Raw genomic sequence first — 20,293 nt, 5'->3', positions numbered from 1 at the left:
AATAGTTTTATTAATATGGTTAAAGCCTAATTTTAACATTGCGCTTTAATTTTGTAAATTTTTTAAATTTAATTTATCAAATAATTTTATTATTGCATTTTTTTAATAGAAATTGATATTATTATTAAAAAATATTAATAATAATCAGGAGTTTTGTATAATGTTGAAAAACGATAAATTTATTTTTAAAAAATTTATTTTTAAATTTTTTACTTTAATTAGTATAATTTTAACCAATCTGGATATTTATTCTCAATCGGTTAAAACTGTAGTAACGATCGATAATATTGTAAAAGAGCTTGATGATAATACTTCTTGTGATCTAACTCTATGGGCAAATAAGTTAGAAAACTCTTGTAAATGCTGTTTGGTTAAGTATGCTTATTTACTTGATCAGGGCAAAACAGCTTCAGATATATTATCACTATGTAATACTAAAAAACGTTGTGATAGTGCAGTTATTGAGCAGTTAGAATCAGAAAGAAGTTTGAAAGATGAAAAGAATACCGAAGATAAATTAAAAAAATTAATTAATATTTTATATGAAAGTTCTGTAATAATTAAAGAAGTGAAACCTCATGATATTAAGTTTGATTCAAGAGGATTTTTTAATGAAAGCTCAGTAGTTAATTTTTTAGTGGAGTCTTATAAGAATAAAAAATTAAGTAATCCTAACTTTAAAGAATCTAGTTGTTTAATTGCTAAAGATATTCTAGGACAAAAGGGCTATCAAACGACTCAATTATTTTTGGTTAGTTCAACTTGTTCCGATCGACCAAACGATTATATTTTAAAAGAAATAGCGTCAGGAACAGCTGAAATAATGGGTTTAGAAAAATCTTTTCTTATTAAACCTTTTGGGACTTATATTTATCCAAGACATGTATCTAATTTTCCATCATTTATATTTCCTATTGCTTATATTTCTTACACCTATAATGGCAAACCTCATTATTTATCTTTGCTTGATAGGTCTCCTGGAGTTATTTTATCTTCACTTGCTAAGCAATATAAAGATAAACAAATTAGTTCTGCTGAAGTTATAAAAATTTATTATGAAGTTGGTGTTGCTATGTCTAATTTTCATAGAGAAATGATGAAATATTTTAAAGATAAGGCTAATCCAGAAATTTTATTAAATCCAACTTATGTACAAGGTGATGCTCATCAAGCTAATATATTTTATGATAAAGATACTAATCGTACTATATTTATCGATAATGAAAAGATTACCTGGGTCTCTCCTGCTGATCCTTTTAAAGATATTCAACTGTTCTTCTTTACCACTATAAATAATAGTATGTTCTTGCCTCCTGAAGTTAGGTCTGATAGAGATTTTATAAATAAGTGGCTTTTATTAACTGCTGAGAGTTTTGTAAATGGTTATATCGATGCTTATCCAAGTGAACTAAGATCTAAAGTTGCTCAAGAATTAATTAATAAATTTAAATCAAGTGGAGATTATAATAATTATAAGATTACTATAGACGAATTAACTGATTCGCTTTATAAAAGAAATATTAATCAAAGTCAGAACAAACCTGAAAATAAAAATATCCTTTCAAAAGCAGTTGATAAAATAGAACAAACGGTTAAAGATGTAACAAAGAATCTGAAAAATATGTTTTCAAAAATCACAGGATCTTAACTAACATTTAAATTATTTTTATATAAATAAAATAATGGTCAAGAATTATCTTGGCCATTATTTTGTATTTATCGATTTTTGTTTTATATTATAATTAATATTAATACTTATATTTTTAATTAACTTCACATTAAGCGAGCTTATATGTACAAATTTGATAATAATAAAAAAAAATTTTATGTCACAACACCTATATATTATGTGACAGCTAAGCCCCATTTAGGCTCACTATATTCAACTTTACTAGCTGATGTTGCTTGTCGTTGGTATAAACTCAAGAATTATAATACCTTTTTTTTAACAGGAACTGATGAGCATGGTCAAAAAGTAGCTGAAGCGGCATTTAAAGCTAATATGCCTCCTCAAGAGTTTGTAGATAGCTTTATATCTGATTATAAAAAAACTTGGAATGATTATAATATTGTTTATGATGATTTTATAAGAACTACTAATGAATCTCATGTAAAAGCAGTTCAATTTTGGCTTAAAAAGCTTATAGAAAGCGGTGATATATATAAATCATTTTATAGTGGATTTTATTGTACTCCGTGCGAAACTTATGTAACTGAAAAGGATATTAATTCAAACGAAACCGTTCTATGTTCTTCATGTGCGCGAGAGACTAAATATATATCAGAAGAATCTTACTTTTTCCGTTTATCGGCTTATCAAGATAGATTGTTAAAATTTTATGAAGAGAATCCCGATTTTATAATTCCTCAAGAAAGACTTAATGAAGTAATTAGCTTTGTAAAACAAGGGCTTAAAGATTTAAGCATATCAAGAACTACAGTTAAGTGGGGTATACCATTTCCTGAAGATAACAAACACGTAACTTATGTATGGGCAGATGCTTTAAATAATTATATAACTGCTATTGGTTACGGTAATCCTACCAAAGAGGATCAATTTAATTATCTATGGCCTGCTGATTTACAGATAATAGGTAAAGATATATTAAGATTCCATGCTGTATATTGGCCCGCGTTTTTAATGGCCTCTGAACTTGCTTTGCCTAAACATATTCTTGCTCATGGCTGGATAATAGTTAATAAGCAAAAGATGTCTAAATCACTTGGTAATGTTATAGATCCTCAAGTGTTACTTGATAATTATGGATCTGATATAGTTCGTTATTATTTAACTCGTTATATGGCGGTTACTCAAGATTCAGAATTTAATATAGATGATTTAGAAAGACATGTTAATTCAGATTTAGCTGATGCTTTAGGTAACCTTTTAAATAGAATGATTGCACTATCTTATAAGCATGAGCTTCATGAAGTTAAAGCACCTGAAAATTGGTCAACTAAAGAATTAGAATTAAGAGATTCATTTTGGAGTTATTTAGATATTATTGTTCAATATATGCAAGATGGTTATTTCTATATGGCTTTATCAACTATTTTTAAATTTATTAATCAAGTAAATTCTTATTTTCATTATAAAGAACCTTGGAAAATCAAAGATAAGAATGAATTTAATGAAGTTATTTCAGCAACTTGCCATAGTATTTATTCTATTGCTATATTGCTCTGGCCTGTAATGCCAGTCAAGATGGAGCAACTTTTAAAGACATTGAATATAAATTTAGAATTAAAAACCGATTTAATAAGTGAATTAAGTCAAAATAGATGGGATAAAACATTTATGTTAAATAAATCAGAGTTATTGTTCAAAAAATTTGATCTTAATAAAGAAAAAGATCAAGAAATTAAGCAAAATACTTCTGGAGCTACTTTGGTGAAAGATAAAGTCAATTCAACTGATATGTCGCTTGAAAATATTAAAATAGAAGATTTGAGTAAAGTAATTATTTTGACGGGTACTATAATATCGTGTCAAGAGGTTCCCAAATCCGATAAACTGTATAAATTACAAGTAGATTTTGGTGATTATGGTATAAAACAGATTGTCTCTGGTATAAAAAAATCTTACTCTGAAAGTGATTTAATTGGGCAACAAAATATTTTTGTATTTAATTTAGAACCAAGAAAAATATTTGGATTAGAATCTCATGGCATGATTCTAGTTTCTAAAGTCTCTGAAAATGATAATAAAATAGTATTAGTCAGACCGATTGAAAAAGTTCAAAATGGGACAAGATTAAGCTAAGTTGTTTTAATAGTTATCCAAAGCTCTCGTAAATATTCTTCATTTACGGGGGCTTTTAATTTGTCAATTCTTAAGAAGTGAAATTTATTAAAACTTTCTTTGCCGATAGTTAATAACTTTTTGATATTTGGTTTTAAATCGAGTTGATCAAATACGTTTGTTGTTACCGGAAATAATGCTTGTTCACTTTCAAAATGATGTTTAACTGTTTGAGGATCCATTAAGAAGTTTAAGAATTTATAAACAAGATTTTCTTTTTTTGTTCTTTTAGGTAAAGCAAAATTTTCTATAGTTACTAATGTCCCTTCTTGAGGTATTATAAAATCTATTGTATTATTACTTTGTAAAGCTCTAAAGATATAGGCACTTGATGATACTGCTATTTGAGCACTTTTTGAGGTTAAATAATAATCTGGTCTAAATTCGGCATAAGCTTCGATATATTTTTTTTGCTTTATTAATAGTTCTTTTATTTTTTCTAATTTTTCTATATTTAGATCGTTCAGATCTCCAAATAAGTATAAAGAGGCTATTGGTATTGAAACAAGAGGATCATTTGCCATTGCTATTTTATAATTATATTTATTATCAAAAACTAAAGACCAAGATTCAAATATATTAATTTTATGTTTTTCAAAATATTCTTTGTTAATTCCAAGACCAAATACAGCCCATTCTGCTGGAAGACTATATTCATTATTTTTATCATAGTAATGTCCAAGAAGAATAGGATTTAAATATGGTAAAAACTCAAGTTTACTTTTATCTAACTTTTTGAGTAGATTTTCGTTTTTTAATATATGAACAGCATAATCTCCTGGAATAATAAGATCATAGCCTTTACCTTTTGTTGTTCTTAATTTTACAAGCAGTTCTTCATTGCTTTCATAGTAACTGATTCTTACTTTTATTCCTGTTTTTTGTTCAAAATTTGATATGTAATTTAAATCATACATTCCAGACCATGCAAGTACGTTGATGCTATTGTCTAGTTTAGAGTTTCTTATTAGTCCTGGAAATAATAGAAATCCAAAGATAATTGCTATCCATAAAAGAATTATAGAAATTCTAATTAATATAGTTTTGTATGTAAAATTATAGATCATTTTAAACTCTTAAAAAATTTTAGTTTTTGTATTGAGTGAACAAAATATTAGTACTAAAAAGCTACTTATTATAAGCATAATAGTAGACAGAGCATTTACAATAGCAGAAGTTCCAGTTCTAATCATACTATAAATTAAAATAGATAAAGTTTGAGTTTGGCTACCTGAGAGAAAGAATGATAATATAAAATCATCAAATGATATAATGAATGCTAATAGTCCAGCTGCAAATATTGCAGGCATTAAAGATGGTATTACTATCTTGAAAAAAGTTTGTGTTAAAGTAGCTCCTAAATCCATAGAAGATTCGATAATTTTCTTGTCCATTGATAGATATCTACTATAAATAATAGGTACAGTATAACCAAGACCCAATATAGTGTGTGATATGATTAATGTAGTCAAAGAAAGTTCAATGTTAAGATAACTTAAAAAAGTTAATAATCCTACAGCAACAACTATTTCAGGGATTACTATATTTGCATAAAAAGCATAAAGTAAATTCTTACCTGATCCTGTCATTAAGTTATAGTAAATTAAGCTTAAAGAGATAAATAAGCTTAAAAAAGTTGCAGAGACACCCGTTATAGTAGATATATAAAATGCACGCCAAATTTCAGGGGATTCCAAAAGAGCATAGTACCACTTTAGAGAGAAATTTTTTGTTCCTAAAAAGACTGGAACAGAAGAGTCGGTAAATGAAAAGAATACTAATATTAGTATAGGGATATATAAAAATAAGAAAACTAGTGATACAAAAACCGGTAAACTTATTTTGGAAATCGATTTAAAAATATTATTCATTTTTATTATTCTTCTTTTTAATTAAATATATTATTGATATAAATAATATAAGTGAAAGTGAAGCTATTAATGTGAACGCGGTTCCTAATGAGAAGTTATCTCCTGATAATATATATTGTGTAATTACTGTGCCGACAAATACATATTTATCACCGCCTACTAAGCTTGGTATTGCAAATTCCGCAAAAGTAGGAACAAATACCAGCGAAAAACCTGAAATTACCCCCGAAATTGATAATGGTAATATAACTTTGTACCAAGTAGACCAAATAGATGCTCCTAAGTCAGCTGAAGCTTCTAAAATATTTTTATTTACTCTTTCAAGTACGGAGTATATAGGTAATATCATGAATGGTAAATAGCAATAAAGCATAACTATAATAATTGCAAACATAGAGTTAAATAACTCTAGTGGTTCTTGGATAATACCAGCTGAGAGCAATATACTATTAATTAAACCTGATCTATCAAGAACATAAGACCATGCATAGATATGTAATAAAAAATTGGTCCAAAATGGTAGTATTACTAAAAATAGTAAAAAATTCTTAAATTTTTGAGCTTTAAATGCCAAAAAATAGGCAAGAGGATATCCAAAAATAAAACATAATGTGGCATTTAGAAGTGCAATTAAAAGTGACTTTAATATAATATGAAAATATATTGGCTTGAAGAAAAATTTGAAATTATCAAAAGTTAATTTGAATACTGTGGCATTCTCAGTATCATATTTAACAAAACTTATAATAATTAAAAATATAAGTGGTAAATAGAAAAATAGAGCTTGCCAAACAAGTCCTAATGAAACAACAAAAAATGGCGATTCTTTTTTTATTTCTTTAAGTTTCATAAAATTTACTTATCTTAATTATTTCTTTAAAAGTACAACATTTTCTTTTTGAAAGTATAAGTAAACTTTACTGTCATAATCGATTACTTCTTTAGGAAAATGTTCTTCATTTTGTTGAAATACTTGTAATATCATATTATTTTTAACTTTAACATTATATTGTGTAGATCTACCATGATATATGATTGAATCTACAGTTCCAGTAACTACATTAGAAAATCCTGGTGTTTCTTTTGTTGTAATAAATATTTTTTCTGGTCTTATGCTTATTGCTTTATATTCTGAATAGTTTATAACATTATTATTTTGTTCTTTTATATAAACTTCAAAAGTGCCAAGGTCTTTAATATCGATTAAGTCTTTATTATTTTCTTTTTTCACTTTTCCATATAAAATATTGGTACTTCCAACAAATCTTGCGACAAAAGTTGAAACTGGAAATTCGTAGATCTCTTTTGGTGTTCCAATTTGTTCTATTTTTCCACCTATATTCATTATTGCCATTTGATCAGCAAGAGTAAGTGCTTCTAATTGATCATGAGTTACATAAATAAAAGTGGTTTTTAGCTTATCTTGTAATTCTATTAATTCAAGAAGCATTTTTTCTCTTAATTTTAGATCTAATGCTGCAAGCGGTTCATCTAAAAGAAGTACATCAGGCTCATTTACTATAGCTCTTGCAAGGGCTACTCTTTGCTGTTGCCCTCCAGATAACTGATCTATATCTTTATATATTTGGGATTCTAAATGTACAGTGTTTAAAATCTTAATTACTTTATCTTTGATTATATCTTTAGGTAACTTTTTGATATTTAAACTATAAGCAACATTTTCAAATACATTTAAATGAGGAAATAATGCATAATTTTGAAAAACTGTATTTATTTTTCTTTTATTAATAGGCAAATTTGTTATATCTTCTTGACCTAAGTAAATTTTACCTGAATTTACGTTTTCAAAGCCGCCTATTAATCTTAAAAGAGTAGTTTTTCCACAACCACTAGGACCTAAAAGAACAAAAATTTTTCCTGAAGGTATATGTAAATTTAAATTATCTATTATAACTTCACCATTAAATTTTTTGGTTAAGTTTTGAATTCTTATGCTTCTCATTTTTTATTTGGTTCTTTATAAGCAAAATACATAGGAATTATAACATCAGAAAAAGTGCATGGTACTACTATTGCAATTACTAAGAATAAAAATACATAACCCATTTGTGGATACCAATTATGAAATCCATGTGATACCATATAAAACAGTGATGCTAATGAGCTTATCAAGATATGTGTAAAATGAGATCCTAATGAAAATACATTAAGTGCTGCTGAATGATGTGATTTTAAAACAAGACCGTTTAATACGCCCATTAATAGAAATGGCAATACATTATGCAGTTCTCTATAAAAGCAGATATGAAGATCCATTTCAACTCCTAAAGCGTAACCAGATAAATACGGTAAAAGTACATCCGATAGAATGCAAAAGATCATAGGAGAGATAGTTCCAATTAATAAAGTCTTGATAAGTGTTGGATTTTTTGCAAAACGTGAATATGTTAAAACTGTTCCAGTAGAAGCAAATAAGATATGTAAAAAGTGGAAACTATGAAATAACATATGAAAACCACTACATGACCGTTCTAAATTATCAGCCTGGCCATTATAATCAAGTAGACTTAAAATTATCATCGATAAAGCAACAGAAAAAATTGCATAAGGAAAGTGATGTAAGAACTCCTGAATAACTCCATGATCATGGGACCCATCTTCATGGTTATGATTGTGATCATGATTATTGTGATTATCTGAAGAGCATTTATTTTTTTTTATCTTTTTTTCAGAATTAGAATTTTCTATCATTTGTTTAACCTATCTAAATTACTTAAGAAATTATAAAAATATTCAATATATAAAAATATATATATTGAATATAAAGTTTTTTCAAAATAAATCAAAAAAATACGTAAGATTATCTAAATTAATTTAGAATTGTGTTTTATTTAAATGCTATTTAAAAAAATTTAATTGAGGGCAGGGTTTGATTTTATAATTATTCATAAAGACATCTTCTTTGATTAAGAAGATGTCTTTTAGTTTTCTTATTCAATTAATCTAAATACACCTCTATAATCTTTATCCTTTGTAAAAGGTTCTATTTCTATATCTTGTATATCAAAGGTAGATATTTCTTTATGTATTTTATCGACAAAATTATCTACATTTTCTTTTTCGCCACATACTATTACTTTTATATGATTATGATCTATACTTTGAGCAAGTCCTTCTAATTCATGTTTTTTGGCAAATCTTTGTATTATATTTTTTAAATTTTCTTCTTTATTCTCAAGTGTTTCTAAAATAATATTTATTCTTAGACATTTATTCACTTTGTTTCTCCTTTTTTATATAGATCTATTGATGTTGAACATTATCAAATAGAAAGATTCAATGTCAAAATAATTTATCTTAATTTAAATAATAAAGACCATAGATTTAGTATCTATGATCTTTATTGCTTTAAGATTATTAAAAATTAGATAATTACTCTTTAAATTCTTTATCTTCTAAGAGTTTTTGTTCTATTTTTTGTTGAACAACTTTCTCTATGATCTCTTTAGTAACACATCTATTTGGTGTTATATAAGCTTCTGATTGTATAGCAATTACCAATTTAGCAATATCACGGCCTACAAACCCTTCAAGTTTTTGAGCAATTTCCATAATAATATCAGAATCTAATGCATCTTTTTCTATGCTTATCGGTTTAGGTGGGTTCTTGGCGCCCATTATTCTTTGAAGTAATTTTGGTTGTGGTTGAACTTTAGTTTTTTCAATTAAAAATTTGTTTATATAAAGTTCAAGTATACCTACTCTTTGCTCAAGTCCTGGTACTCCAATTGCTATTTTTTCATCACAACGACTTAAGAATGCGCTATCTAAATCTTCAGGTCTATTTGTTAAAGCAACGATTATAAAGTTATTAGTCTCAGTACCTGTATAACCAAGTATTAAGTTAAGTAATTTACGAGTTTTATCACTTAAATTTTTGCTTCTATCAGCAAGAAGAACTTCAGCTTCATCGATAATGATCATAAGTTTTTTAGAAGATCTTTTTGCAAATTCAAATAGTTCAACTAATCTTGCAAGAGCATCTTCAATTGGTAATTGATCTAAAGCAGAACCACCAGCAAAGTAAATATATTCAAGACCAGAACTACGAGCGATTCTTTTTGCAAGCATAGTCTTACCTGTTCCTGGAGGACCGTAGAATGTCATATGTCTGAAGTATGCTTCATTTTCTGTTGCACATTTAATTGCTTGAGATAATTTTGATACACGCTCAGATAAATCTTTTTCTAAAATAACGTCATTTATATTAGATTCGAATTTTTTACCTGTTAAGTAATTTACTAATTTTTCTTTAGTAGAGATTAGAGAAGTTTCTTCTGCGATAGTTGGTATATAATTTAAGTATTTTTGTATTTGATTAGCGACTATTTTACTTCCATGCCATGCACCACAACCAACTACGGTAATTACCGGAGCGGCAGCGATCCATTTTGTAGCTATTATCACATTATGTTCTGCGACAATACTAGCTTCAACTGCTTTTGATTTTAAATCATTTTCAGCTCTATTATTTTCTTCTACCATTCTTCTACTCATATCTGTAGTTTTTTGAAGTTCTTCTGTTATTTTGTCCTTTAGTTGTTCTCTTTTATTTTCATATTTTTCTCTAATCTTCTTTTTTTCTTCTTTACAAATTCTGATTTTTTCATTTAATTCTGCTTTTTCTTGAGGTGTTGTATAATAAGAATCTCGTTTTCTTTTATATGAACGAATTTTAGTCCTTTGCGCATCCAGTGCTTGAGTTTCAGAAGTTTTTAAATTTTCTTGTAATTTTTTTTCTATAAAATTTACTCCTTTGTTTATTCGTTCCTCTATCCATTCCATTCCATTTATTACGCCTTGGCCTAAAGGAGATTCGGTAAATTGTTGTACAGCGTTTAATATTCCTGTACCTGCTGCTTTAGGATCTTGCATGCCAAATGTTTTACTAATGGATGTTATAATTATAAAAATTAAGAGTAATTTTTGTTTTTTCATTTATTTGACCTCATTTTTAAATTATTTAATGATCTAATCAATTTTTATTAGATTTTTATAAAATTTATAAGTTTTCCAAGCAAATGTTCCTACTATAGGCAAAGAAAGTAAGAATCCTATTTGTGATTTTGATATGTTTTTGATATCGATCCATGATTTGGAATTTATTGTTTTAGAATGTCCTTCTATTACAAATTTTTTTAATTCCTCTTCGGATTGATTGATTTTATTTTGATTGTTTTCTTCTGTTGCTTGATTATATTCTTTAATTATTTTGAGTAAATTTTCTTGATTTACAGTTGCATGTATTGACCAGGAGTTGTTTAAGATAATATCGGTATATTTTATTGCTAGAGCCAATGCTATTAATCTAGATAATATTTGAGTCGAATTAGTAAATACTAAATTAGGAATTCCAATATTAAAGTAGCTATTTAATGTTTTTAATATTTGATTGCTAAAAGTGGAAATTGCTTTTTCTGATAAATACCTAGGATTTAGATATTTTATTAAAATCGTCGCCATTGAAAGAGGACTTAATATTGGTCCTTGATAATTTCCATTTTTATCTTCTTTATAAGCACAAAATAAAAGAGAAAATTGAATCATTAACTTTTGCAAAAATCCTAAGCCTAATGATTTTATTTCAAGAGAATCAGAAGTTACTAAAAGTTTGTTTTCTATAGAGTTTAAGATATATGGTTTTATAAAGTTTATCATAGCATGGCTTGCTAAATTTTCTTTAAACGGATTTTTAGCAATCATTTTATGCTTATCATTAAGGTATTTTCTTAACGCTACTATTTGTGGTGTTAAAATTATATTAATATCCGAATTAGTAGTTAATATGCTGCTTTTGGACTCTTCAGCATCTTCTAAAAGCTGTTCTAATCTTTTTGAATCTTCTTTTATTAACTTAATTACATGTTCAATTTTCTCTTTTAATATTTTTTGATACATTGCATATTCACTTGCATAATCTATTGCAAATATTCCTAGTCTTGTTATATCTCCTTTAAATAAGCCCAAATATCCTAAATTCAGTAAAATAGTATTTTGATTATAAATTTTGTTTTCTACTTTATTTATTCGTTCTTTTAGAAATTGGTTTACTTTATTTATATAGTTATTTAGCTTAGTTTCTTTAATTTGATTTAATATTCTTGGAATATTTAATTCTGCCCTTTTGATTATTTCATCGCAATTTTCTATTGATTTTAAGTTAAGGCTATTAAAGATAACTAAGAAAAGTAATAAGTACTTTATTTTTATTTTAATTAACATAATTTTCTCATTGTCATTATAAATTGATTAAGAAACTGAAGATTAATAGTTTATTTTCAAAATAGTGAATTTCTTAAATAATGATAAATCAATTTAAATTATATGGTCTTTTTAAAAAATCTTCAAAAGGTTAATAAATATAATTTTATATTAAGTAAATTAAGGCTGTATTCTATCATTACAGCCTTAATAGATTGATATTTATTTCAATTTTGCCATAATAATTTTTACAAATTATATTGCAAAGATATTACATTAGATTAGGTATGCTTATGTTTGTTATCTGTCAAATTAGGTTATAGATTAGTTATAATTATAACTAATCTATAACCTAATATTTATTATTGTTTAAATTGTTTTTTTTCTAATGTTTTTTGATCTATCTTTTGTTGAATAACTCTATCTACAATTTCTTTAGTAATGCGACATTGAGGTGTTGCATAAGCTTCAGATTGAATCGATATTACTAATTTAGAAATATCACGTCCTACAAAATGTTCAAGTCTTTGAGCAATATCCTCTATAACTTCTGGGGTTAAAGCATCTTTTGCTATTGTGATAGGTTTAGGAGGATTATTTGCACCTAAAATACGTGCAAATAGAGAAGGTTTTGGTTGTTCTTTTGTTCGAGAGATTAAGAATTTCTTTATATAAGATTGTAGTATTTCTAATCTTTGTTCAGGAGCTGGTGCACCAATTTCGATCTGTTCATCACAACGACTTAAAAATGCATCATCTAAATCTTCAGGTCTATTTGTTAAAGCAACGATTATAAAGTTATTAGTTTCAGTACCGGTATAACCAAGTATTAAGTTAAGCAATTTACGAGTTTTATCACTTAAGTTTTTACTTCTATCAGCAAGAAGAACCTCAGCTTCATCGATAATAATCATAAGTTTTTTAGAAGATCTTTTTGCAAATTCAAATAGTTCAACTAATCTTGAAAGTGCATCTTCAATTGGTAATTGATCAAGAGCAGAACCACCTGCAAAGTAAATATATTCAAGACCAGAGCTACGAGCTATCCTTTTTGCAAGCATAGTCTTACCTGTTCCGGGAGGGCCATAAAATAGTATATGTCTGAAATATCCACCATTACTTACTGTATTTTTAACTGAAGTAGCAATTCTTGATATTCTAGTTGCTAAATTAGATTCTAAAATAACATCATTGATATTTGTTTCAGGTTTTTGACCTCTTAAGTAATTAACAACCTTATCTTTAACAGAAACTAGAGAAGTTTCTTCGGCAATAGTAGGGATTTTGTTCATATATTGTTGTACTAAATTAGCAACCACTTTGCTGCCATGCCATGCTCCACAAACACCTACCGCAGCTACTGTAGTAGTAAATGCAAATAATTTAGCATTTTTTGGATCTGTACCTGCTTGAATTAATTTTTGCATACTTTCTATAATAGCTTCTTTACGTGCTTTTGAGCTAATTGCTTCTTGAGCAAGTTTAGTTTCTGCTTGTGTTTTTTCCCTAATTACATCTTGTGCTAGATTAAGCATATTAGGAACAACTTGTACAAATTGTGCGCCTACATTTTCCCAAGTTTGTTCTTTTTTTTCTCTACCTTCTCTTATAACTCCTAATTGTCTCAATATTTCTGTTCTTTCTTCAGGGCTTTTAGCTTGTTGTAATTCTTCTTTTAATTTTCTTTCTCTATTTTCATAACTGTATTCGTTATTTCTTCTTGTTTCTTCAGCAATATTTTGTCCTAGTCTGGCTGCACCCTCTGCTGCATCTCCAAAGAATCTTAATACATCTGGGTTTATCTCGTTAAAGTCCATTGAGAAAGATTTATGAGCAAAGTTCGATAGTGTAAGTATAGATATAAGTAAAATTCGTTTTTGCATTTTAAGTTTCCTTAATTATTTTTAATTGTTTTATTTATGCTATATTTGTTTTATAAAAATTATATCCTTTCCATGCTAAAGTTCCTATGACTGGAAGGGAAAGCATTAATCCTATACGACTTTGAGATATGTTTTTGGTTTGTAACCACAAATAGGATATATTTTTGGAATGTCCTTCTATTATAAATTTCTTTAGTTTTTTTTCTATTCGTTTTACTTCTGTAGTGGTTTCTGTTTCCAGTTCTTTGTTATACATTTGAAGTAGTTTTAATAGTCGAGTTTGGTTAAGTTTTAAGTAGTCTCGCCAAGAATTGGTCAATATGTTATCAGTAACTTTAATGGCTAGACCTCCAGCAGATATTGAAGCAATAGCCGAAATTGATTTAGAAAATAATATGTCAGGTATGCCTAGATTAAAAAATTTATTGATCTTCTTTAAATTTTCTTGTTGAGATGTTTGCATATCTTCTAAAAGATATTTTGGATTCAAGAAATACATTAAAAGGGTTACTATAGAAAAAGGAGTTTTTGTTTTTTGTAGATTTCCTTCTTTATCTTTTTCATAAGCATTGGTATAAGTTTGGATTACTTCCGGGTTAAGAAAATCGGATGGAGTAGGTTTGGTTAAAAAGGAATTTTCAATAAATTTTAATATTTTAGTTTTTGTCAGATTTAAAATTAAGTGTGGAAGTAAGTCTATTTTGAATGGATTATAGCTAATTAATTTATGTTTATTATTTACATAATCCATTAATTCTTGAATTTCGGGAGTATTTTTGATATTAAATAAAGTAATACCGTTAACCTTTTTTGAAAATTCTGCTTTTTCTAATAATTTTTCTAAATTTTTTGAGTCTCTTTTAATTTTCTCAAATACATGATCAATTTTTGTTTGTTGAATTTTTTTATACATTAAGTGTTCGCCAAGCATTTCTAAAGCAAAGCAGCTTCCTCGTACTATATCGCTTTTATAAAATGCAGTATATTCTCCCAATCGTAATAAAATAGTATTTTGTTTTTTTATTTGTGCAATAAGGTCATTTGTGGCTTTTAGTTGATCAGCTTGTCGCTCTTCTCTAATTTGTTTAATTAAGTTTTTAACGTCTAATTCTTTTGCAGTTTTAAGTGCATCATTAATAGTTGCTTGAGTTTCCGCGTCTAATTTTGATGGACCCCTATTTGAAAAATTATTTAGTATATTTTGCAATAAATTCATTGAGCTTAAATTTAAACATTGAGCTATACTTAGAGATATAAGCAAGTATTTAGTTTTTAATTTTTTTAGCATGATTCCCTTATTTTTTTTATTATCTAAATTATTTGATTTGTTTTTAATAGTAAATTTGAGCAAATCAAAAGTCATTTTAAAGTCTATACTTTTTTAAATAAATCTTCAAAGGGTCATAATTTAATAAATTTAGCAAGTTTTTTTGTTACCGTTGATTTGTTTATAAACTTTGTTTCTATAATTCTTAAAATTCATTAAATCTATAATATTTGTTATAATAGATCATATTTTTAATTGAATTAACTTAATTGGAATAAATTATATGGATAAAGTAAGAGTTAGATTTGCGCCATCACCAACAGGCATAATGCACTTAGGTAATGTACGTAGCGCTTTAATGAACTATCTTTTTGCAAAAAGATATAATGGAACTTTTGTTCTAAGAATTGAAGATACAGATTTTAAAAGAAATGTAGAAAATCTGTCTGATAAAATTATTGACGATCTTTTATGGTTAGGACTTGAGTATAACGAAGGTCCTGTTAAGGGTGGATCTTATGGTCCTTATTATCAATCTCAAAGGGCTAATTTTTATACTCAATATCTTAATAAATTAATTGAAAAAAATCTTGCGTATCGTTGTTTTTGTACTCCCGAAGAACTTGAACAAAAAAGGCAAAGACAAGTTGCTATGAAATTGCCACCAAGATATGATCGTACTTGTTTAAATTTATCTCAAGATGATATAGATAAATATGTTGAGACAAATAAGCCTTTTATTTGGAGATTTAAATTAGATTACAGTAAGACCGTTAAGTTTTACGATCTTGCTCATAAAGAGATGTCTTTTGAACTTAAGCATTTTTCTGATATACCTCTTACACGTCAAGATGGAAGCTTTACTTTTCTTTTTGCTAATTTTGTCGATGACCATTTAATGGAGATTACTCATGTATTTAGAGGGGAAGATCATCTAAGTAATACTGCAAGCCAAGTAGCTCTTTATGAAGCTTTTAATGTTAAATTACCGATATTTTGGCATTTGCCTATAATAGGTAATAAAGAAGGTAAAAAGTTATCAAAAAGAGATTTTGGATTTTCTTTGACAGATTTGCAAAATGCTGGATATTTACCAGAAGCTATCAGTAATTATCTAACTATAATTGGTGGGTCTTTTAAAAAAGAAATTTTAAATAAAGAAGAATTGATAAATGCTATAGATTTTGAAAAGATAGAACCTACTGGTATGATTAAATATGATGTAGAGAAGTTAAATTGGGTAAATCATAAGTGGATTTCTAATTATGATACAACCAAGTTAATAGAACTTTGTTTGCCATATTTAATTAATAAATATCCTCAAGTTCAAGATATAACTAGAGAAGAATTAAGCAAGTTAATTGATACTGTTAAGACTGAATTAGTCACTTTAGAGCAAATTGTCAATTTAACCGAATTTTATTTTAATGAGCCTAATTTAGATTTAGAATTAATTAAAGATTTAGATATCGATATCAATTTTTTCTCAAAGCTGATATTAGATTTAAAAGATAAATTGAATAATCCTGAGCAAGCAGTTGATTTTATAAAAGATACCATTAAAGAGCAGAAAAAACCTTTAAGTGTGATTTTTAAGTTGATTAGATTTGCTTTAACCGGAAGAACTATGGGACCAAGTATATTAGAATTATTTAAGATTCTTGAGTCTAAAAAGATATATAAAAGATTAGATAACTTAATAAAAAAGTTGTCTATACTTCAGCATCAGGATTAATTAAACGATTAGGAAGTTTTTTTAAATCGGTAACTATATTGTTTTTAATAAAGTAGTTCATTAGATTCAAAAAAGCTTCTTCATTTTTTTCAGGTACTAAAAATTCAAAGATACTGGCTTTAGTATCAAAAGTTCTATCAAATGTAAGATGTTCACAGCTTCTTAAAATAGCAACAAAAAAACAGCATTCTTTTGTCTTGATATGTGCTTGATAGTATTGAGAGTATTGCATAGTATAAAAAATAAAATTAAAAAGTTTTAAAATATTATTTTTTATTTTAACATAAAATTTATATAAATTTAATAACAAAATCATTAAGAAAGTTTATTATGGAAAAAAGAGACGTAAAAAATATAAACGAGTCAAGTAATGCAGGTAAAATTGGACTTATTAGTGCTACTATTATTTGTATGAATGCAATGATAGGAGTTGGTATATTTACAACCCCTGCAAAACTGGCTGTTACAGTTGGACCTGCTGGGATTTTAACTTATTTATTTTCTATAGTTGCTGTTTTATTTATGGCTCTTTCTCTTGCACGTCTTGCAAAGGTATTTCCTCAAGAAGGTTCGTTTTACAACTATGCAAAGCAGTGGGGAGGCCATTATATGGGACTTTTGGCTGCAGCTTCTTATGTTTTAGGTATTATTATTGCCTTAGGTTTATTAACAAGAATCGCTTCACAATATTTTCATCAGTTTATACCAGCTATTAGTGTGGAGACATTTGGCTTAATAATAGTAGGGGTAATCGCTTTATTAAATATTGCAGGAATGAGGATAATGCAAACTGGTCAAATTATTTTACTATCTTGTACTTTGTTTGCTTTATTTTCAATTATTGCACTTTGTTTTTCAAATGCTGATTATAATAATCTAATTCCATTCATGCCTCATGGTTGGACTTCTATTTTAGAATCAGTCTCAGCAGCAGTTTTCTCTTTTCTTGGTTTTGAATCAGCAACCTCTTTATACAGTATTGTTAAAAATCCTGAAAAAAATGTTTCAAAAGCTATAGTATTTTCGCTTTTGATTGTAGGATTAATTTATTTAGCATTTATAGGATCGATAATTCTAGCGATACCTCAAAATACATTTACAAGTTCTGATATGACAATATCTCAGGCAATGATTAAAGCTTTTGGTAAATCTAATTTAATTTTAAATTTAACTAAATTAATTAGTGTTGCTATATTAACGGCAATTTGTGGGGTACTTCAATCTGTGATGTATTCTTCTGCTTCTTTAACATTCTCTTTATTTAAAAATTTAGATAATAAGTTTGCTAATTTTATAGTAAAATCAAGATATGGTTTTGGGATTATTATATTAACAATAAGTTTACTTACTATATTTAACTTTTTTAACTTAAAAAGTATGGGACTTTTCTTTAATTTGACATCGATCTTTATAATGTTTGCATTTATAATGGCAATTTTAGCATTATATTTTAAGGATAATTCTAAAAAATTAAAAGACAAAATTATTGTTTATCTAGGCTTAATTACTTCGACTCTAATTTTTGTAAATGCAATTATTGGATTTTTAAAAGAAATTATATAAATTTTATAAAAATATTTATCTATATTTAATAGGTCTCTAATATAATTAGGGACCTTTATTTTTATGAATCTTAAATTATATAGTACTTTACAGTATTATATAATTTTTTGATCTTCTTTAATATACACTTTCCAAAATTAAATAAATTAGTCAATTGACGAGTAACAATAAAGAATGATATAAAGAGTATCATCAAAATATATCGTTATATATTTTAAGATAAAGCGATATACATTTATATAGATATTTAAAAGGAAGAGTAATGGCATTAAATTATCTATTGAAGAACTATAAGTATATAGTGGGTACTTTTATTTTTATATTTTTAAATACTGATCTTTTGGCTAATTTAGCTAATATGACCCGAAATGATCCGTTCCCCTTATTTAGTAGCATTTATCCATACACTTATCTAAGTCGTCATCAGCGAGAGGGATTAGCTTTATTTGATTATAGTTATCCAGCGACTAAGCTAAGAATGAGTGTCTCTGGCTATAGGCAATATGCAAGCTTTGCACGCGATAAAAATGGAAATGTAATGAATTTAGGCGATAATCCTCGTGGTCGATGGAATATGTTAGGGTTATTTTATGATCCGGTTTTAAGAGATAAACTTTTTACTTTATTGGATATAAATGACACTTTGCTTCCGTCTTATGACTGCCATTCAAATTTAGATGCAAATGTGCAATGCTACTGTTTTATTACAGATCCTAATTTTTCAGATCCAAATAAAGAATTTGGATTTTTTACTATTCCTGCAATTTATAGAAAGTATGGTATAAGATTTGAAAATGAATTAGTTTTAGTTGATCGATGCTTTTATTCAATCGGTTTAAAAATTCAATTTGGTGTTGCCGATATAAAACAAATGCCATTTAGATTTTCAGATCTAACTTGTCAAGCATTGGGAATTGCTTGTCCAGCCAATACTACTGTAATTAATACTGCTGGTTGTGCCACTCCTGGTCCTGCTGAACCTGCTGCAGTAAATCCCACCTTTATAGCAGGTACTACAGCTATACCACCGTGTCCAACGACAAATGGACCTGTAACAAGTTCCCCTTGTGTGCCATTACCTCAACGATTTACTCCTTGTTGTGATAGTCGTGTATGTCTATCTTTTACTCCTGAATGTAAAAAAATAGTTATTGAAGATATTATGAGACAAAAGAATATAATTACACGATTTTTAGGAATAGATTCTCTTGTTTATGATCATGTTGGCGTTGAAGATTTTAGGATATCGCTATTTTGGCGTCATATTTTTGTGATAAATCAAGAGGATGAACGTTATCCTAGATTGTTGTTTACACCGTTTATAGAAGCAGGAGCAGCTTTGCCTTTAGATATACAAGTCAAGACAGATCGGTTTTTTGGTCTTCCCGTTGGTAATAATAGTCATTTAAGTACCGGAGTTACCTTTGGTGGTACTTTAGATTTTCTTGATTCGATGGAGCTTATATTTCAAGTAGGGTTTACTAAGTTTTTTGAAAGAGATTACTGTCATTATCGACTTCCAACTCATGTAAAAGAAAGTGGTATTTTCCCTTATACTGCAGATATTAAAAAAACTCCTGGATCCACTTGGTTTACTGGTTTTGGTATTAATGCTGATAGTTTTATCGATAATCTTTCAGTTTGGCTTGAATATTTGATTATAAAACATGAAGAAGATGATATAAGAATTTGTAAATCTTATATTCCTTCTACATCTATTTATTATAATCAGGGTTTTTTAAAAGAATATTATGAGCAAGAAACTAAATGGGGCGCTCAAGTTGTAAATGCAGGCTTTAATTATGATATAGCTCCTACTTTATCAGTAGGAATTTTGTGGCAAGTAGCAGCTAGGCAAAGAAATGCTTTTCAATCAAGTACCTTTTTGGGTACTTTTACATTGGTTTATTAATAGCTTGATATTAATATGGCAATATTAAAAGGAAGTAG

16 protein-coding genes are annotated in these 20,293 nt (G+C 27.4%); 5 read left to right on the top strand and 11 right to left on the bottom strand.

Annotation, left to right across the window (positions count from 1 at the left end):
• Positions 1 to 160 precede the first annotated feature (160 nt).
• Positions 161 to 1,648, top strand: coding sequence for a hypothetical protein (locus BABL1_RS01465; protein WP_023791453.1), 1,488 nt, complete (start codon positions 161 to 163; stop codon positions 1,646 to 1,648).
• Between the two features lie 144 nt (positions 1,649 to 1,792).
• Positions 1,793 to 3,763 (top strand): methionine--tRNA ligase, encoded by a 1,971-nt coding sequence (gene metG / locus BABL1_RS01460; protein ID WP_023791450.1) that lies wholly within the window; start codon positions 1,793 to 1,795, stop codon positions 3,761 to 3,763.
• On the opposite strand, the gene BABL1_RS01455 is transcribed toward metG, so the two are convergent.
• The 10 genes from BABL1_RS01455 to BABL1_RS01410 form a co-directional block, all read right to left on the bottom strand.
• A complete protein-coding gene (locus BABL1_RS01455; RefSeq protein WP_023791447.1) occupies positions 3,760 to 4,869 on the bottom strand; it encodes an ABC transporter substrate-binding protein in 1,110 nt (369 codons plus the stop codon). The genes metG and BABL1_RS01455 overlap by 4 nt on opposite strands.
• A gap of 9 nt (positions 4,870 to 4,878) precedes the next feature.
• Positions 4,879 to 5,673 (bottom strand): ABC transporter permease, encoded by a 795-nt coding sequence (locus tag BABL1_RS01450; RefSeq protein ID WP_023791445.1) that lies wholly within the window; start codon positions 5,671 to 5,673, stop codon positions 4,879 to 4,881.
• Positions 5,666 to 6,523 (bottom strand): ABC transporter permease, encoded by an 858-nt coding sequence (locus BABL1_RS01445; protein WP_023791442.1) that lies wholly within the window; start codon positions 6,521 to 6,523, stop codon positions 5,666 to 5,668. Before BABL1_RS01445 ends, BABL1_RS01450 begins: the two co-directional genes overlap by 8 nt.
• A gap of 18 nt (positions 6,524 to 6,541) precedes the next feature.
• Complete coding sequence (locus BABL1_RS01440; RefSeq protein ID WP_023791440.1) at positions 6,542 to 7,636, bottom strand: ABC transporter ATP-binding protein; 1,095 nt, start codon at positions 7,634 to 7,636, stop codon at positions 6,542 to 6,544.
• On the bottom strand, positions 7,633 to 8,385 hold the full coding sequence (locus tag BABL1_RS01435) for a hypothetical protein (RefSeq protein ID WP_023791437.1): 753 nt from the start codon (positions 8,383 to 8,385) through the stop codon (positions 7,633 to 7,635). Before BABL1_RS01435 ends, BABL1_RS01440 begins: the two co-directional genes overlap by 4 nt.
• Before the next feature lie 239 nt (positions 8,386 to 8,624).
• Positions 8,625 to 8,912: an acylphosphatase gene (locus tag BABL1_RS01430; RefSeq protein ID WP_023791435.1), complete on the bottom strand. Its 288-nt coding sequence runs from the start codon at positions 8,910 to 8,912 to the stop codon at positions 8,625 to 8,627.
• A 154-nt stretch (positions 8,913 to 9,066) separates the two neighbouring features.
• Positions 9,067 to 10,632 (bottom strand): AAA family ATPase, encoded by a 1,566-nt coding sequence (locus BABL1_RS01425; RefSeq protein ID WP_023791432.1) that lies wholly within the window; start codon positions 10,630 to 10,632, stop codon positions 9,067 to 9,069.
• Positions 10,633 to 10,665: 33 nt separating this feature from the next.
• Complete coding sequence (locus BABL1_RS01420; RefSeq protein ID WP_023791429.1) at positions 10,666 to 11,916, bottom strand: hypothetical protein; 1,251 nt, start codon at positions 11,914 to 11,916, stop codon at positions 10,666 to 10,668.
• Positions 11,917 to 12,257: 341 nt separating this feature from the next.
• A complete protein-coding gene (locus BABL1_RS01415) occupies positions 12,258 to 13,778 on the bottom strand; it encodes an AAA family ATPase (RefSeq protein WP_023791427.1) in 1,521 nt (506 codons plus the stop codon).
• A gap of 34 nt (positions 13,779 to 13,812) precedes the next feature.
• The gene (locus BABL1_RS01410) at positions 13,813 to 15,066 is read right to left on the bottom strand and encodes a hypothetical protein (protein WP_146617272.1); all 1,254 of its coding nucleotides are present in this window, start codon (positions 15,064 to 15,066) and stop codon (positions 13,813 to 13,815) included.
• 262 nt (positions 15,067 to 15,328) lie between these two features.
• Here BABL1_RS01410 and gltX point away from each other — a divergent pair, with 262 nt between their 5' ends.
• On the top strand, positions 15,329 to 16,780 hold the full coding sequence (gltX, locus tag BABL1_RS01405) for a glutamate--tRNA ligase (RefSeq protein ID WP_023791422.1): 1,452 nt from the start codon (positions 15,329 to 15,331) through the stop codon (positions 16,778 to 16,780).
• Here the strand turns inward: gltX and BABL1_RS01400 are convergent.
• Complete coding sequence (locus tag BABL1_RS01400) at positions 16,758 to 17,012, bottom strand: hypothetical protein (protein ID WP_146617271.1); 255 nt, start codon at positions 17,010 to 17,012, stop codon at positions 16,758 to 16,760. The two genes, gltX and BABL1_RS01400, sit on opposite strands and share 23 nt — an antisense overlap.
• Before the next feature lie 98 nt (positions 17,013 to 17,110).
• Here BABL1_RS01400 and BABL1_RS01395 point away from each other — a divergent pair, with 98 nt between their 5' ends.
• Both BABL1_RS01395 and BABL1_RS01390 read left to right on the top strand, forming a co-directional pair.
• On the top strand, positions 17,111 to 18,343 hold the full coding sequence (locus BABL1_RS01395; protein ID WP_023791417.1) for an APC family permease: 1,233 nt from the start codon (positions 17,111 to 17,113) through the stop codon (positions 18,341 to 18,343).
• Between the two features lie 262 nt (positions 18,344 to 18,605).
• Positions 18,606 to 20,255, top strand: coding sequence for a hypothetical protein (locus BABL1_RS01390; RefSeq protein WP_023791415.1), 1,650 nt, complete (start codon positions 18,606 to 18,608; stop codon positions 20,253 to 20,255).
• The last annotated feature ends 38 nt before the right edge of the window (positions 20,256 to 20,293 follow it).

This window comes from Candidatus Babela massiliensis, from assembly GCF_000513475.1.
In the GTDB taxonomy this organism is placed as follows: Bacteria; Babelota; Babeliae; order Babelales; family Babelaceae; genus Babela; species Babela massiliensis.
The sequence above is the reverse complement of the archived record's forward strand: the minus strand, read 5'-3'. Positions and strand labels throughout refer to the sequence as shown.

Coding starts and splice junctions, on each gene's coding strand:
- BABL1_RS01465 (WP_023791453.1), top strand. CDS start 161: ATGTTGAAAAACGATAAATTTATTTTTAAAAAATTTATTTTTAAATTT.
- metG (WP_023791450.1), top strand. CDS start 1,793: ATGTACAAATTTGATAATAATAAAAAAAAATTTTATGTCACAACACCT.
- BABL1_RS01455 (WP_023791447.1), bottom strand. CDS start 4,869: ATGATCTATAATTTTACATACAAAACTATATTAATTAGAATTTCTATA.
- BABL1_RS01450 (WP_023791445.1), bottom strand. CDS start 5,673: ATGAATAATATTTTTAAATCGATTTCCAAAATAAGTTTACCGGTTTTT.
- BABL1_RS01445 (WP_023791442.1), bottom strand. CDS start 6,523: ATGAAACTTAAAGAAATAAAAAAAGAATCGCCATTTTTTGTTGTTTCA.
- BABL1_RS01440 (WP_023791440.1), bottom strand. CDS start 7,636: ATGAGAAGCATAAGAATTCAAAACTTAACCAAAAAATTTAATGGTGAA.
- BABL1_RS01435 (WP_023791437.1), bottom strand. CDS start 8,385: ATGATAGAAAATTCTAATTCTGAAAAAAAGATAAAAAAAAATAAATGC.
- BABL1_RS01425 (WP_023791432.1), bottom strand. CDS start 10,632: ATGAAAAAACAAAAATTACTCTTAATTTTTATAATTATAACATCCATT.
- BABL1_RS01420 (WP_023791429.1), bottom strand. CDS start 11,916: ATGTTAATTAAAATAAAAATAAAGTACTTATTACTTTTCTTAGTTATC.
- BABL1_RS01415 (WP_023791427.1), bottom strand. CDS start 13,778: ATGCAAAAACGAATTTTACTTATATCTATACTTACACTATCGAACTTT.
- BABL1_RS01410 (WP_146617272.1), bottom strand. CDS start 15,066: ATGCTAAAAAAATTAAAAACTAAATACTTGCTTATATCTCTAAGTATA.
- gltX (WP_023791422.1), top strand. CDS start 15,329: ATGGATAAAGTAAGAGTTAGATTTGCGCCATCACCAACAGGCATAATG.
- BABL1_RS01400 (WP_146617271.1), bottom strand. CDS start 17,012: ATGCAATACTCTCAATACTATCAAGCACATATCAAGACAAAAGAATGC.
- BABL1_RS01395 (WP_023791417.1), top strand. CDS start 17,111: ATGGAAAAAAGAGACGTAAAAAATATAAACGAGTCAAGTAATGCAGGT.
- BABL1_RS01390 (WP_023791415.1), top strand. CDS start 18,606: ATGGCATTAAATTATCTATTGAAGAACTATAAGTATATAGTGGGTACT.